14 protein-coding genes and 1 pseudogene are annotated in these 14,381 nt (G+C 55.6%); 5 read left to right on the top strand and 10 right to left on the bottom strand.

Features of this window, described 5'->3' with window-relative positions:
- Positions 1 to 160 precede the first annotated feature (160 nt).
- From LAQ74_RS11525 to LAQ74_RS11510, 4 genes are all read right to left on the bottom strand, one after another.
- Complete coding sequence (locus LAQ74_RS11525; protein WP_224332691.1) at positions 161 to 784, bottom strand: DUF1616 domain-containing protein; 624 nt, start codon at positions 782 to 784, stop codon at positions 161 to 163.
- Positions 781 to 1,941 carry a glycosyltransferase family 2 protein gene (locus LAQ74_RS11520; protein ID WP_224332690.1) on the bottom strand — a complete coding sequence of 387 codons (1,161 nt, stop codon included), beginning with the start codon at positions 1,939 to 1,941 and terminating at the stop codon, positions 781 to 783. The genes LAQ74_RS11525 and LAQ74_RS11520 overlap by 4 nt, the downstream gene beginning before the upstream one ends.
- A gap of 575 nt (positions 1,942 to 2,516) precedes the next feature.
- Positions 2,517 to 2,987: a DUF7261 family protein gene (locus LAQ74_RS11515; RefSeq protein ID WP_425498532.1), complete on the bottom strand. Its 471-nt coding sequence runs from the start codon at positions 2,985 to 2,987 to the stop codon at positions 2,517 to 2,519.
- Positions 2,988 to 3,008: 21 nt separating this feature from the next.
- Entirely contained in the window at positions 3,009 to 4,247 is a 1,239-nt protein-coding gene (locus LAQ74_RS11510; RefSeq protein WP_224332688.1) for a hypothetical protein, read from the bottom strand.
- A 199-nt stretch (positions 4,248 to 4,446) separates the two neighbouring features.
- Here LAQ74_RS11510 and LAQ74_RS11505 point away from each other — a divergent pair, with 199 nt between their 5' ends.
- Positions 4,447 to 4,908: a hypothetical protein gene (locus LAQ74_RS11505; protein ID WP_224332687.1), complete on the top strand. Its 462-nt coding sequence runs from the start codon at positions 4,447 to 4,449 to the stop codon at positions 4,906 to 4,908.
- A 1,001-nt stretch (positions 4,909 to 5,909) separates the two neighbouring features.
- On the top strand, positions 5,910 to 7,226 hold the full coding sequence (locus LAQ74_RS11500) for a phage NrS-1 polymerase family protein (RefSeq protein WP_224332686.1): 1,317 nt from the start codon (positions 5,910 to 5,912) through the stop codon (positions 7,224 to 7,226).
- A 256-nt stretch (positions 7,227 to 7,482) separates the two neighbouring features.
- On the opposite strand, the gene LAQ74_RS11495 is transcribed toward LAQ74_RS11500, so the two are convergent.
- From LAQ74_RS11495 to LAQ74_RS11480, 4 genes are all read right to left on the bottom strand, one after another.
- Complete coding sequence (locus LAQ74_RS11495; protein WP_224332685.1) at positions 7,483 to 7,920, bottom strand: hypothetical protein; 438 nt, start codon at positions 7,918 to 7,920, stop codon at positions 7,483 to 7,485.
- Positions 7,921 to 8,027: 107 nt separating this feature from the next.
- Complete coding sequence (locus tag LAQ74_RS11490) at positions 8,028 to 8,207, bottom strand: response regulator (RefSeq protein WP_224332684.1); 180 nt, start codon at positions 8,205 to 8,207, stop codon at positions 8,028 to 8,030.
- Between the two features lie 38 nt (positions 8,208 to 8,245).
- On the bottom strand, positions 8,246 to 8,560 hold the full coding sequence (locus LAQ74_RS11485; RefSeq protein WP_224332683.1) for a HalOD1 output domain-containing protein: 315 nt from the start codon (positions 8,558 to 8,560) through the stop codon (positions 8,246 to 8,248).
- A gap of 100 nt (positions 8,561 to 8,660) precedes the next feature.
- Complete coding sequence (locus LAQ74_RS11480) at positions 8,661 to 9,137, bottom strand: Lrp/AsnC family transcriptional regulator (RefSeq protein WP_224332682.1); 477 nt, start codon at positions 9,135 to 9,137, stop codon at positions 8,661 to 8,663.
- Positions 9,138 to 9,453: 316 nt separating this feature from the next.
- On the opposite strand from LAQ74_RS11480, the gene LAQ74_RS11475 reads away from it, so the two are divergent.
- The 3 genes and pseudogenes from LAQ74_RS11475 to LAQ74_RS11465 form a co-directional block, all read left to right on the top strand.
- Positions 9,454 to 9,849 carry a hypothetical protein gene (locus LAQ74_RS11475; protein WP_224332681.1) on the top strand — a complete coding sequence of 132 codons (396 nt, stop codon included), beginning with the start codon at positions 9,454 to 9,456 and terminating at the stop codon, positions 9,847 to 9,849.
- A 439-nt stretch (positions 9,850 to 10,288) separates the two neighbouring features.
- Complete coding sequence (locus LAQ74_RS11470; RefSeq protein ID WP_224332680.1) at positions 10,289 to 11,104, top strand: SDR family NAD(P)-dependent oxidoreductase; 816 nt, start codon at positions 10,289 to 10,291, stop codon at positions 11,102 to 11,104.
- A 116-nt stretch (positions 11,105 to 11,220) separates the two neighbouring features.
- Positions 11,221 to 11,432, top strand: a pseudogene (locus LAQ74_RS11465) (IS5/IS1182 family transposase); the annotation flags it as partial.
- A gap of 415 nt (positions 11,433 to 11,847) precedes the next feature.
- On the opposite strand, the gene LAQ74_RS11460 reads toward LAQ74_RS11465, so the two are convergent.
- Positions 11,848 to 13,395: a TrkH family potassium uptake protein gene (locus tag LAQ74_RS11460; RefSeq protein ID WP_224332679.1), complete on the bottom strand. Its 1,548-nt coding sequence runs from the start codon at positions 13,393 to 13,395 to the stop codon at positions 11,848 to 11,850.
- A gap of 244 nt (positions 13,396 to 13,639) precedes the next feature.
- Positions 13,640 to 14,095 (bottom strand): universal stress protein, encoded by a 456-nt coding sequence (locus tag LAQ74_RS11455; RefSeq protein WP_224332678.1) that lies wholly within the window; start codon positions 14,093 to 14,095, stop codon positions 13,640 to 13,642.
- Positions 14,096 to 14,381 lie beyond the last annotated feature (286 nt).

Raw genomic sequence — 14,381 nt, 5'->3', positions numbered from 1 at the left:
CGCCATCGTACCGCTGACAATGCCGGCTTTCCGCACGCTTCGATCCTGTCTGCCGACAAGTAACTCGATACTGATACGAAAGCCGGGCGGAGGGAGCCATCCCGAGTCGTCGTTCGGGTCACAGTCCGATTCACCCGAGATTTCGAATCGTGGAGCTCACTCACGACGCGGTGTCGTCGACGCTCACCCAGATGTGGACGGTTCGGTACGCGTTCTCGACGGTCGGCTCTCGTGGTGGCTCGCCGCGGTAGAGGAGATACGTGAGCCTGACGCGGTCGCCGACGACGCTCTCGTCGGCGACGATTCGGTTCGAGATGCGCCACGTCTCGCCGGCGCCGACGGTCCGCTCGTACGTTCCGACCCGCTGTGTCGCCGTCACCACCGGTCCCGACTCGCTCTCCGCGTCGGGGTTGACGCGGTCTAACTGGACGACCAGCGTGTACGACTGCGCAGTCCGCTCGTGGTTGTCGACGGCGGCGGTCAACCGGGTGGGTTCGCCGACGACGAGTTCGTCCGGATACGTCGACGCGTCGGCGGTCCCGTCCTCGTTCTCGCCGAGCACGTACAGTTCTGTGTGCTGGCTGCTCTCCCCGCCGGCTCCGACGCTGTAGGCGACGGCGCCGACCGAGAAGACGACGGCGGCGGCGAGCACGACGTTCGCTATCGACACCGAGCGAACGACGACCCCGAACCAGGACCGAAGCCGACTCACGTCGAGGCGTCGGTCGGCGTCGGAGTCCCCGCCGGAGACGCGGTTCAGAAGTGCCGAGATACGTCCGCTCATGACTCCGTTCGTGGTACTCCGCGAAGCGATTGGTGGACGATAGCGACGACGCTGGCGACGAAGCCGACGAGAAGCAACAACACGGAGAGACTGACGATTCCCACCGGGAACACGCCGCTCTGGCCGTACTCGAACACCGACCAGTAGCCGACGCTCAGTCCGGCGAACGCGCTGACGAAGCCGGGAACGCCGAGCGTCGTCAGCGGGCGGTCCTGCTCGATGAGCCGGAGAACTCCGTTGACGACGGAGTAGCCGTGCGTCACGGGATTTTCGGTGTACGTGTCTTCGAGGTCGTAGCGCACTTTGATACCGACTTCGTCGATCTGATAACCGCGCTTTCGTGCGTGAAACAGGATGTCCGTGCTCGCTCGCATGTTCTCTCCGAGCGTCTCGTCTTCGGCGAGTGTCCAGATCGCTCTCGGTCCGTACGCGCGGAACCCGCTCTGCGTGTCGCTGATTCGGTTCTCCTTCCGAAGGCTCCCGAGTCCGACGTTCGTGAGGACGTTGATTATCCAGATGCCGAACCGACGGTACAGCGGGATGTCGCTCGTGACGCTTCCGGTGAAACGGCTGCCGATGACGATGTCGGCATTGCACTCCTGCTGACGCCGTAGCAGTCGTTGCACGTCGCTGGCGTTGTGTTGACCGTCGGCGTCGAGGACGACGAGACTCGACGCGTTTCGGCGATGTCCCTCCTCGAACAGCGTCCGGAGCGCCGCTCCGTACCCCCGATTCTCCGGGTGCTCGACCACGACGGCTCCGGCCTCGGCGGCTCGTTCGGCCGTCTCGTCGACGCTCCCATCGTCGACGACGACGACGATGTCGGCGTACTCGCTCGCCTCGGCGACGACGGGGCCGACGGCCTTCTCCTCGTTGTACGCGGGAATGCCGACGACGATGGGCGCTTCGACCGGTTCACGCTTTTGCGCCTCGGCGTACGCTTCGATGGCGAACTCCTCACCGGCTTCGAGCGCGTCGAAACTCGCCTGAAAGTCGATGCGCGTCGCCGGGTTCTCGTGAATGACGAGGCCGCGCATACCGTACGCCTGCGCGAGTTCGACGAGCGTCTGTCGCGCCGTCTCGGCGTCGGCGACGGGCGATTCCGTCTGCAGTCGGACCTCTACCGGCTCGTCGTCGAATCCGATGGCGTGAAGCACCGATCCGTCCCGCCGGACCGCAAATAGTGGATAACCGTACTGTACTGCGCGAGCGAGAATGCGGAGAAGGTGCCGCTCCTCGCTCTCACCCATCACGAGACCGAGCGCGTACGCACGGCGCGGAGAAACCGCTACCGTGCCTGAGTGATTGTTTTCGATGTAGCTCCCATCCATCCGTGTTAACCCTCACGTGTTGGATAGCAGACGGCTATCTTGTTATGGAGTCCATAGCCATCAGGGCCATCGACAGCCGTCGGCCGAAAGACGTGATTATCAGTTGAAACTTTCACGAACGCCGTTCTGTCTTCCGTGTTGTCTTTGAAAACGCAATATTAGGGGTCGAGACGGTAGAATCACACGATTCAGTCAAACGGTAGGGCGGCGCACCGACGGGCGGTCAGTCGATTTGCGCACTCAGGAACTCGCTCGTCGTCTTCACGAGCGAAGGGCGATCGACCGAGGCGTCGAGACGCTGTGGCAGGCGATTCGGCCGAAAATACACCATTATCGACCCCTCTCCCAGCCTCCATACCGTTCAACGCCCCTCTAGCCGTCGTTCCGTCGGTCCCCTGACCTCAGATAGTCGTCACGCGCGTCATCGCGACATCGCCTCGGTCGGTCGTCACCCGGACGTCCAGGCCCACGGCCACGACGACGGCGTCTCCCGCCCGTTCTTGGACGACGACGCCGCCGAGCGATTCGCAGGGACCGAACTCGCGGTTCGGCCCGCGCGGACAGTCCGTCTCGGCCCACCGCCGACCCGCGGTCTCGTTCGCGTCGATCCGGTAGACGACGCCGCGTTCGACCCGTGACGACTCGATTTCGTCGACGTATCCCGAGAACGTCCCGTCGAACGCGGAGGCGGCGGCGTCGCGCTCCTCCCACGCGTACTCGCCGTCGTGCTGCGTCGCGGACGCGTGGACCGCTCTGTCGAGCGCGCGTTCGACGTTCTCGCCGTTGGCGGTCGTCTCCGCGCTCGCGGACACGTCGTCGTGGTAGCCGAGTTGGTGGTACGCGAGCGCCATCGGGACAAGTGCGATGGCGATGACCGCGGCGGCGTGAGTTAGTCAGGAAACGTTGCTAACACCGACCCACTGGAACTTCCCATTCCGACCAGCCATGACCACACTATAATCCGCAACTGTGAGTCGATACAAATTCTCCGACGTCGTTTTCCGAGACATGTGTTCCTTCGGCTGTACGCCGTCGAACACCTCTCGAATGTATATTTGCCAAATTCCTCGACGGCGTGTGTAGCGAGGTTTGTAGCCTAATTCGAGAGCCAATCGAAGCACGTCGCCTGCGAGTCGCTCACTTGCTGTGTAGTAGGTCCGACGATCGTTTCCGTCGCCCCAGAGCAAGACTTCGAGAAGTAGTTCAATCTGCTCATCCGCGAGATTCCACACGAACGCAGGGAGTCGTTTGTTCGCACTCTTTTCACCACAGAGACTCACCAAAAGTCGTCCGAATATCTCAGAACCCATCTCATATCGACGCTCATTAGAATGGAAGTCCAGGTTCATTCGCTCAAGAAGTGTTGCAATCGCGCTTCGGTGGCACTCGATTTCCTGAGCGATCTGCACCTGTGCGGTGTTCTTTTCGGGTGGCCAGTAGACACTGCCCTCAGTCACAAACCACCCGATGAACGCAATGAAATCGTCACCGTCGAACTGATATGGACGACCACGCTGATTCGGCCCTCCCCGAATTAGTACTGTGTCGGCAGTAGCCTCGATTTCGGATTGGTACTGCTCAAACACAGTCGGGGTAAAACAGTATCCAGTATAGCTGTTGTTTCGCTGGGGCTCACATCTGTCAGGGAGAGACGCACGAAAGGTGTGGCCGTGGACTTCCGATATCGCACAGATTTCGTAGTCATCTAAGAACCGAGTGATATCGAACTGCTCGACCCGTTTTCGAGGCACTCGACTCCACTCTTTGACGAATTTGAAGTACTGCCGTTTTCTGAGATTCTCTGCTGTCTCAATCCGTGGTATCGAGATGCCCTTTGTCTGGAACGGAATTCGCTGTTTTACGGCAACTCGAAGATTCGACCGCTTTGTATCTATCTCAATAACCTCTGACTCACTACTGACGGTCTGAATTGCTGTAACTGGCTTCGTCTTGGTCACCAGAGTTGTTGGATTGAGTACGTAGACCAGCTCATTCTGAGAGAGTTTCGATACCGTGACGGGACCGCGTACCGTCATTATCTCCGTGTCTTCGCTAAAGCCACCTTTTGTGAGTTGTCTTCCAATTTGGTTATTCCCTTTAGACGTATCTCTATCTTCAGGTCTTGATTTCATACGGGGCACTGCTTGTGCCCGTAGATAAACTCTCAAAGCGCATCTTTCAGAGATCTGGCAGTCGTGGGTGCCACCGAAGTCAGTAATTCACAGATACTGCCGAACACAGAAGTTGGACCACAAGACTCGGCACGAGAGACAGACGAGATAGGATCACCAAAGCGAAAAAGTAACACAGGCGATTCCTCGAACCCCTATCATGCCAATCCGTCCAATCTACAATATCGCCTATCTTCAGGAGCATGGTCCGTCACCAGAAGATGAGTTACCGACGACCCCACGAGCCCGGCATCGAGAAGCCGGACTCCGGTTCTTTGCTGTGAGGAGAGGTCAAGGTGGGACACAGGCGTTCAACGGTGTTGTTACCAAAATCGCCTATCTGGAAGATCACGACCGTGAAACCGTCCTCCGAGAGTTTCTCGATGAGAATTCACAATTGGTGGAAGCAAAAAATCGCCGTGCGCTCACACAATTACTCGGTCAGATGGGTCGCTCGTGGTCGAAGCTTTCGAGCGAAGTGCTTGATGACTACTATGAGAATGTCGGCTCCCGTGGGCCGACTGGATTCGGTGGTCAGACACAGGACTGCCCGTTTTGTGGAGAGGAAGTCAAAAAGGGTGGATTGCCGAGTCACATTGCTGGTAAGTGTGAGGAAACCTAGCCACGTGGGTCTCTGTAGGCAAAATATCGCTTTTCTCGAGCCTTATTGAATAGATAGTACATTCCATCTGCGAGAATTCTTAGGTGCCGACCGTTTGCCGAGGGTGTGCTGAACCCGTGTCGATTGTACCCTCTGCTCAGCATGCTGTGTCTGCTCTGAGGACTTCCAGCAGAGCCGTACGTCGCAACCTGAGTCCTGGACAACCACAGGGGTGTACAATCACCCTGTATCCGGAAACATTGCTATGTATCCGATGTGTACAGCGTGGATTGTCCAGACTCAGTCTAAGTTTGTGCGCACGACTACCGTCGAAGAAACGCGCCAGCGACATTGCGATCAGAGACCTCTACGCTGGTTCGGCTCAGGGAACCTATTGACGAGTCGACATCGTATTGAGCGACCAACGTCTCGATTCCGTCAAACCAGAATTCTCCATACAAACAGCCTCTCGACCATGATTTCATGGAAGAACGAGTTTCCGATGACGTCGTCGACGGAGGCCAATTATTAACTCAGAAACGGCGCCATCAGCGCTTCTCTATCCCACGAATAGACGGATGATCGCCTCAACAGTCTAGTTTTGCTATCGTGTATTCCTCTATTCTCCACTCCGTTACGAGCGTACAACTCCATCGAGTACCGCGATTTGTCGGATTCGTAGGTCACCTACTTTGCTCTCTCTCCTTCGATTATTAACCAGCGCACGAAACGTAACTCAGAGACTCTCTATGCAACGATCTATCTTTTTGGCGCTGCTTCGCTCAGCTCACGCTTGGCTCTTCGTCGGTAACCTACCCTGTACACACTATTTAGACTAGTCTATTCCGGATGGGCGTCTCGCTGTACAGCCACCAAACCTATCAAGAACTAGCTTCGAACTGCCCCGATAACCATGAATTCGACATGAAAACACGTGTGTACCGCCCGTTCTCAATACATCATCGAGAGTCGAATTCGAAGTGCTCATTGCGTCAGTCGCTATCTGCATCGAGTGAACAGAGATGACGATAGTGGAGTTGCCAAGCCGGGCGGTGCTCCCCGAAGCGCTCGTTTCTCGTGACCAATGGGTGTGCTGGCGCGAGGAGGATCGCAGCGGGAAGCCAACGAAAATCCCTGTCAATCCCGAGACGAAACGCTACGCGTCGACGACCGATCCCGACACGTGGGCCTCGTTCGAGATGGCTCACGAAACAGCGACTAAAAAATCTGGGTACGGAGTTGGGTTCGTATTCACCGCAGAGGATTCACTCGTCGGTGTCGACCTCGACGACTGCCGAAATCCCGAAACCGAAGAAGCAGCTGAGTGGGCGACCGAGATCATCGACACACTTGACTCGTACACCGAAATTAGCCCCTCAGGAACTGGCTATCACGTGATAGTCCACGGCGAACTGCCTGGTGACAGAAACCGATCGGGAGACGTCGAACTATACGAGGATGCACGCTTCTTCACCGTCACCGGTGACCACGCCGATGGAACTTCATCGACAGTCTGTGATCGAGATGAGGAACTCAGAGCGGTCCACGAAGCATACGTTGCGACGACACCAGCGTCTTCCGCTGAGAGTGACTGTTCGGACACGTCGAATGAAAACGACGACAGTAGGCCTGTGAATCGCTCTGAGAGCGAGGAGGATTCAGGCGAGTCGACAGCATCACCATCGCCATCGAGTCCAGTAGTCGATTTGGACGACGACACGCTCCTCCAGAAAGCACGGACAGCCGGAAACGGCGAGAAATTCGCCCGGCTCTGGCGTGGTGACACGAGCGGCTATGAAAGCCAGTCGGAGGCAGATTTCGCGCTGTGTTCTCTCCTTGCCTTCTGGACGGGCGGTGACGAGCGACGCGTCGATCTGTTGTTCCGCGATTCCGAATTGATGCGTGAGAAATGGGACGAGCGGCACTTTGCCGACGGGAGTACGTACGGTGAGAAAACGGTCGAACGAGCGATTTCAGGGACGAGTGAATTCTACAGTCCGCAGACCTCTACTGAACAAACGGAAATGCACTCAACAGAGGTAACCCCTACCTCGTCCCCATCTGTTGAAAGCGGTCGGGGCTCTGAGTCAGTAACGGAGCATCCAGCTAACTCAGCGCATCTCGAAAACGTTCGAGAGCGTGAGCAAGCACGAATGGAGACGATTACAGAGTTAGAGCAGATGATTCAACAGCTTCGTAGCGAGACTGAGGACTTAGAGACAGAGCTGGAAGCTGAGCGTTCTCGTCGACGAGCACTCGAACAGGAGCAGACCGGAGCCAGTACTGGCACCTTAGAGAGTTTCCTTACTCGTCTTCGCTCGGTTCTGTCGTGGACGTAGTCTCTCCTTGATTTGTGTTTTGAAATCGAGGGTATTGGTACCCAGTATCAGACAAGTGAAAACACAGCATTGGTCTGTTGAATACATTCTCTGTATCTCGCACTCCGTTACAGATCCTGGTTGAGGAGTCCATTCACCGACTGCTGAATACACGGCGTGACTCGGTTATGCGCGAGTAGACGCAATAGAACCGATTGGGTCGTTCGATACAGCTGCCAGACAAGACGGCGACTTCCCGCCAGGAGCGTCAGCTGATTTACCCGCTACGAAGAGTGCGGATCACCGTAGTGGCACTCACCCACCCAGACACGAGACCAACAAACAGCGTACCCACGACGATACACACGAAGGCCACGCCAGTTAGCTCAACGGGCCCGTCGAGGTGAACCCACACAAAGACAAGTGGCGGCCCAGCCCCAGCAAGGCCGGCTCCGACCTGTGCGACGAGTCGGTGGTACGGTGTGCCGGCGTCGAACGCCTCAAGTGCTGCCAAGGCAACGCCGACGCCCACAACGACGAAGCCCGCCAGGCCGTACAAGATTGCTCCGCCCCCGGCCAGTCCGTGCGCGAACCCGTCACTTCCCGCTGGCGGGTCGGGGATGTTGAGCAGGAACAGATATGCCCCGAAAACTGCGGTGACACCGGAGAGCACGGCGAAAGCCGCGAGGGCGTACGACCGATTCAGGGAGGGCATAGACACGACTGTTCAGCGGACGATAATATCTCTTCTGTACTGACCAGTCCGAACCGCCGCCCGACAGCATCCGACCTAGAACCCGTTGATGTGGGGAAGATTTAGATTCAAGAGGACGAGGTCCGGGAGGGATCGAGGGTCGTCTGTCGCTGTTCGGGTGAGGTAATCGCGTCGTGGCCGTTGGTGACAAGGTGGAGGTCCGTCTTGCCAGTAGTCTCTTTGAACGCTTCCCGGACTAGACGCGCATCGCTGGGGTTGTCCTCAACGAGGAGGATGTCAATCGTCAACAAATCCTCCGCGGCATACCTTTCTCCCCTTTTCCCTCTTACGCATCGTCAGCGTGGGAAAACTGCATTCTTGATGATTCGGTGGTGTCTGCTGTGGCAGACGCGGGAGTAGCGGTAATCTCGTTATCCTGTATTATAACTTCATATTCTTGATAAGTGAATTGAACAGCGAACTCCTCATCCCGTGATTGGAGCGACGCTACGAGTTCGTCTAATGCCTCTGTATCGACCGTTTGATAGAGTGGATCGAGAGCCGCAGGATCGATATTTTCACAGGAAGAAATCAATTGAATAAGCGTCACACTTGCACTAGTGTCTGGAGAGAGGGTTGCCTGATGCTGGGTGTGGGCCATGTCGCTTAACTATGCTCCTGGTGTATAAAAAACTCAACCTTAGATGGATATATTGAGAATTATGCAACTAGATTCGAAGAAAATATCTTATAATATAAGGCTAATTAGTAATATTTTTAATATTATATTTGCTCAAAGGTTGGCACTTTTCGATACGGATCAGATCCTCAAACTCTATATCTACGTGGTCTCTGCTATCGAGTTCTTTGGCTATGTCGGTGATTTCGTCACTTGTTTCTCCAACGGCTGTCACAAGCAAGTTTCGCGTTCCAGTCATCAACGTTCTTACTTTCAGAATTCCATCAATACTGAGGATTTCCTCAACCCTTTCTTCGCGATCACTCACCGGGGTAGTACAGACAAACTGATAGTAGTGTTGACTGTGTGTCTTGTTGAAGTCGACGTCCACAGAATATCCTTCAATGACTCCTCGACTCTCCAGGCGGTCAATACGATTCCGCACGGTATTGGCAGAGACATTCACAGTCTCTGCGATATCGGTGATCGTACGCCGAGCGTCCTGTTGTAGAAGATAAATGATTCCGCGGTCAACGGCATCGAGATCACGGTCACTCATACAGGAAAGTTCCAGAGAGTAGTCAAAAGAGATTTTGGTCCCAAATCACACTATTCGGTTACTCGATACATACAGAGAGGGGTATGTGGAGGGTGGAGAAGCGTCACAGAGAAAAGGATGAAATTGTACCAACTACAGCGCGCGTATTCATCATGGAGGCATCTCGAAGCGGGGTGAAGCAATCTCATTAATAAATGGCTCTGTTGAAACCCTTAGAACGTAACAGGAATAGCGTGCTGAATAGAGAGGGTGAGTTCATCAAAGTATGAGATATCGTATAGAAACCTATACGCCTCCCCCGTACAAGGTCCCGTACATGGCGAGCTCCAGGACGTCCGTATTTCTGCTGAGCATCGTGCTTGGGATCGCACTCGTCGTCTTGGGCGTCGCTGCCTACGTTCTCTCCGACTTTGCGAGTATCACGGCGCTCATTCCAGTCTTCTTCGGCCTTCTCATCGCTATCCTGGGCATGGTGGGAAACCAACAGACGGATCGGCAACGACTGGCGGCCTACGGAATCGGTCTGCTGGCGGTGCTCGGAGTGCTGGGATCGACGCGTGGAATTCCAGACATACTCGCGTTGCTAACCGGTGACGCAGTCGAATCGACCATCGCGGCCGCCTCACAGGGTACGATGATCGTCATCTGTCTCGTCCTCCTCGCTGCTGTGATCCAGTTCATCCGCGGTACGCACACGACGACGAGTCCGTGAACGGCCTGCAACTAGGAACTCACGATTCCGAACGCGCTCCGATAATAACCAGGAACGTTCGACGTCGTTCTCGATGTCGAACACGAGGCCGACTCTAGATGACGCCGTTTTTCGCAAAGGCAGTGTGCAAGATACGTGCGCTCTATTCAGCACTACCGTAGGAAACTCCCCGAGAGTAGCTAGAAGCGGCGTGCAGCATACAGAGAGTGGATTCACCACGCATTTGAGCGTTGTTCAGCCCGGAAGTGCTCGAACTAGCCCTTCAGTACCGGTACAGTAGTCGGCACTCAGCAGCACTAGGAGTTTTCCTATCTTTCGAGCCGGAGAGACTACACCTACAATGGTGTAGTATGGATTTTCATGTAGGGAGTTTCTGTGATGTCACCCGACCCCCCGTGGAACCATCCGTTTTATACTGTTGTTCGGGTACCAGTTCGGCATGGCTGAACTCGAAGATAAGATTGCAGTCGTGACCGGCGCCGGCGCACGCTCCGACCGTGCGTTGGGCATCGGTGAGACCACGGCGATCCGGTTTGCGGATGCGGGTGCGACAGTCGTCGCGGTCGACGTTGACGGGGAACTGGCCGAGCGAACCGTACAGTTGATCGAGGAGAACGGCGGCGAGGCAGTCGCGGTCGAGACCGACCTCACCGACGGCGAGGCCGTTGCTGCCCTTGGAGACGCCGTCGAGGAACGATTCGGTCGTCTCGATGTCCTCGTGAACAATGCCGGCATCAGGATCGAAGGAGGGCCGCTGACCGACGTCGATACCGCGGCGATCGAGCGAATCGTCGACGTGAATCTTACTGGAGTCATGCGAGCGTGTAAACATCTCGTCCCCCTCATGGCTAACACGGGCGGCGGTGCGATAGTCAACATCTCGTCGGCGAACGCGGAAGTCGGCCGCTCGGGCTGGGGACCTTACGACGCGTCGAAGGCAGGCCTCTTGGCGCTCACCCGTGACATGGCTGCCGACCACGCAGCGGACGACATCCGCGTGAACGCCGTTTCCCCCGGGTGGACCATCACGGATTACCATCTCCCCGCGGACGACGAGGAGGCCGAACCCATCATCCAGGAGTGGTCGTCGCGCCGTTCCGACGGACCTGGCATCCTGAAGCGCAACGCCATGCCCGAAGAACAAGCCGAGGCGGTTCTGTTCCTCGCTTCGGAGCGCGCATCCTATATCACAGGGACGAACCTCCACGTCGACGGCGGGCTCGACGTAGTCGGGCACGGGCACGACATCGAGTAGGACGGGCTAGCGATACCGAACTCGTTTCGCCGCGGAGGACATCGCTCACGACAGACTCCGCATCTATCGTTTCTCGGATTGCCAATTCGGGGCTGTGAGAACCGTTCTATACCCCTCTTGAAGATCGTATCGAGGGAGACAGCGAAGATGTTCAGCTAAAGCAATCGGTCTCAGACGAAACGTATAACCGCCGGACACAGGTTGAACGAACGATGCGGTCAAAGACTACGGCCTCGGGCGCGGATGTGCCCGAGGCCGCGTCCACGCACGAGTGCAGGTGTTTCTGGCGCTGTGTTTGCGACTCGTCGCAGTCACCAACTCTACTTGAGGAGACAACTGGGACGCGAGATGTTCAAGGTATCAGACGAACCTATGAAAACCTGCAACGAAAATGACGGCCGATTGTCTATTATTATTATTATTATTCAATGATATTATTCTTGATGGAAGAAACCTATCCCACTTCGGTACATACAAACCTCCTGCCCCTGTTACCGAGCAATCGACCCGGACGGTTCCTCAAGACGAGCCCACAGAACGTTCTTTTTGTGGTAGCGGCTACTTCCGATGTTCTCTTGACCTCGATACGGACAAACCCTGATACAACCATTTGCTGAATATGCACCTTCTATTCAGCACGGCCACAACGAACTACCCAGTCTCTGTCAGAACGTGTGTGCTGGATACAGAGGTTGTATGGCAGATAAAGGATGTTCTGAGAGTAGTGCATCTACTTGTGGCCGTCACTGCCGCCAAAATGTCGGTGTGAGGATGACCAGTACTGAGAGTACTTCCAAGCGGCCAATCCACATTAGAAACACCATGTAGAGTTTTGCGGCATCCGAGAACGGCAGAAAGCTGTTCATCGGACCAACAACACCGAAGCCTGGACCAATGTTCCCCAGCGTAGCAATGGCGACGCTCATCGCCTCAAGCCCAGATAACGACACCCCGGCTGTTCGTAGGCTGTCGAGATACAGAAGCACCGTCGAGAGGGCAAATATCGTCACAAAGAGCAGTATGAACACGAGGACATCTCGGATAGTTTGCTCGTCAACAACTTCCTCGTCGAGTCGTAGCGGTTTGACGGCCTCAGGATGGACGGAGGTGAACAGCGTTCGGAAGATTGTCTTTTTGACGAGAACCCACCGGACAATCTTGATCGAACCGGCTGCCGATCCCGCAGATCCACCGAGGAAATACGCAAACAACAGTATCGTCTGTGCAGAGGCATCCCAGGTATTGAAATCCATACTCGCGTACCCGGTCGTCGTCACGATGGCAATCACCTGAAAGAGTCCCTGCCGGAGCGAATTTTCGAGGTTTCCAGGAACGATGTCGAGCTTTGCCGGCGGTTCAGCGAGTCCAACGCCGAGAAAGAGCACTGCCGAGATAACGGCCCCGAAGCCGAGAATGGCGAGTAGGTACGCACGGAACTCTATATTGTTAGTCAACCGGCGAGGGTCTCCCCGAAATACATACCAGAACAGGGCGAAGTTCGTCCCTGCGACGACCATGAACGGCATCACTGCCCATTGGACCGCAGGCGTGAACGCCTCTACGCTCCGTGCCTCTGGGGAGAATCCACCGGTAGGTAGTGTCGTGAGTGCATGCGCAACCGCGTTGTAGAGAGTCATGTTCGGGGCCAACCCACCTAGATGCAACCCGTAATAGACGGCAATCGCGAGAACGGTGAATCCGGCGTAGATGCCCCATAGCCCCCGCGCAGTATGCTGAATACGCGGTGTCAGCTTCTCCAGCGAAATTCCTGGTGCTTCCTGATTCATGATCTGAGCACCCCCAACGGATAGTCCTGGCAGGATGGCGACCATCAACACGAGGATACCCATACCACCGAGCCATTGTGTGAGCTGGCGCCACATCAGCATCGCGTACCCGTGGCGCTCAACCGAGATCTCCCCGAGAACGGTTGCACCGGTCGTCGTAAACCCACTCATGCTCTCGAACAAGGCGTTGACGGGATTTGCAATAGTGCCTGTTCCGGCGACGAGGTACGGAACCATCCCCACCAACGGCACAACCAGCCATGCAAGACTTACCAAGAGGAACGCCTCCCGGTGTCTCAACTCGCCATCGTTGCGAACTCGCTCTAAGAGGAACCCACCGCCCACCATGACCACACTGGTGGTGATGAAGGGAGTCGGATCTTCGCCGTAAAAGAGCGCCAGAGCAAGCGGGAACAGCGGTGTAATGCCGATGTATTTGAGAACGGTCCCGACAAGGGCCACGCTTACCCTATAATCGACATAGACGCTCGGTGTGCGGGCCATTGAACGTCTATAACGGTTAAGCGATGAACGGATGGACGTTTCGGTTCGGTAGCTCTACGGGGAGACTCTTCATCGTTTCATCGCAGGGTCACTCTTGGTCTTGGATTCGGTCCCATTCTTCCACACAGCTTTCACAGAGAAATCCTGTAAACCCATCTACGTCGTATCTCTGAACGCTTGTATCGTCCCCACAACGCTCACATTTCATAATTGGTCCTGAACGGTTACCTCTGATACTCTCCGTTCACGCCTCGTGGGTGAAAACCATCCTCTTTTCTTCCTTCGGGAGTGCAATTACTGGAATTTTGCTCCCTTTGAGGAGCTGAGTCGTGACATCTCCGGTGAGGAATTTTATCCAGCGGCTCCCGGCTCGAGGGACGAACGCGATTGCGGTCGCACTTTCTTCTTCAGCGGCGTTTCGGATCGTCTCTCCGACGTTCCGTCCATATAACGTGCGGAATTCGAGTGTGGGCCCGTCATCCGGGAATATCTCCAAAAAGGATTCATATGCCTTCTCAGCGAACTCTTGACGCTGGTCAACGGATGCCTTGTCGGGTACTCCTTCGCCCTTCTCGATGACGTGAACCACAATGACCTGTGAATCTTCATGGGCATAGTGATAGACGATTCGAGCAGTGTTCGCTGCGTCGTCTGGACCAGCAATTGGGACGATTACTTTGTCGAAAATGTCGCTAGTCATACGCACTTTATTCGGCTCATCTACCAAAATCTCTCCGGTAAAATTGCTTGGCGCGTAATGAAGCCCGATTCAAATCCGGATAGAATAATCTATTTAAATACCATGTATCGTATTCAATCTCGTGGCCTTGTAGACGGAATCTCTGTGCGAGATAAGCGCTCTGTATTCAGCACCACTCCGGAAAACTATCACCCATTGAGGGTTTCAACAGAGCCTTAATAAATGAAATACACCGCTCAAGATGTACTGAACCGTAACGGTCTCTGCTTCGATGTCTGCTGCGGGA

It is taken from the genome of Haloprofundus halobius (assembly GCF_020097835.1).
GTDB lineage: Archaea > Halobacteriota > Halobacteria > Halobacteriales > Haloferacaceae > Haloprofundus > Haloprofundus halobius.
Note: the sequence above shows the minus strand (reverse complement) of the source record. Positions and strands in the feature narration are given on the sequence as shown.

What these genes read in the sequence shown, in the direction of transcription:
- LAQ74_RS11495 (WP_224332685.1), bottom strand. Translation starts at nt 7,920, where the DNA reads ATGCCCTCCCTGAATCGGTCGTACGCCCTCGCGGCTTTCGCCGTGCTC.
- LAQ74_RS11485 (WP_224332683.1), bottom strand. Translation starts at nt 8,560, where the DNA reads ATGGCCCACACCCAGCATCAGGCAACCCTCTCTCCAGACACTAGTGCA.
- LAQ74_RS11480 (WP_224332682.1), bottom strand. Translation starts at nt 9,137, where the DNA reads ATGAGTGACCGTGATCTCGATGCCGTTGACCGCGGAATCATTTATCTT.
- LAQ74_RS11505 (WP_224332687.1), top strand. Translation starts at nt 4,447, where the DNA reads ATGCCAATCCGTCCAATCTACAATATCGCCTATCTTCAGGAGCATGGT.
- LAQ74_RS11455 (WP_224332678.1), bottom strand. Translation starts at nt 14,095, where the DNA reads ATGACTAGCGACATTTTCGACAAAGTAATCGTCCCAATTGCTGGTCCA.
- LAQ74_RS11525 (WP_224332691.1), bottom strand. Translation starts at nt 784, where the DNA reads ATGAGCGGACGTATCTCGGCACTTCTGAACCGCGTCTCCGGCGGGGAC.
- LAQ74_RS11460 (WP_224332679.1), bottom strand. Translation starts at nt 13,395, where the DNA reads ATGGCCCGCACACCGAGCGTCTATGTCGATTATAGGGTAAGCGTGGCC.
- LAQ74_RS11470 (WP_224332680.1), top strand. Translation starts at nt 10,289, where the DNA reads ATGGCTGAACTCGAAGATAAGATTGCAGTCGTGACCGGCGCCGGCGCA.
- LAQ74_RS11510 (WP_224332688.1), bottom strand. Translation starts at nt 4,247, where the DNA reads ATGAAATCAAGACCTGAAGATAGAGATACGTCTAAAGGGAATAACCAA.
- LAQ74_RS11475 (WP_224332681.1), top strand. Translation starts at nt 9,454, where the DNA reads ATGGCGAGCTCCAGGACGTCCGTATTTCTGCTGAGCATCGTGCTTGGG.
- LAQ74_RS11500 (WP_224332686.1), top strand. Translation starts at nt 5,910, where the DNA reads ATGACGATAGTGGAGTTGCCAAGCCGGGCGGTGCTCCCCGAAGCGCTC.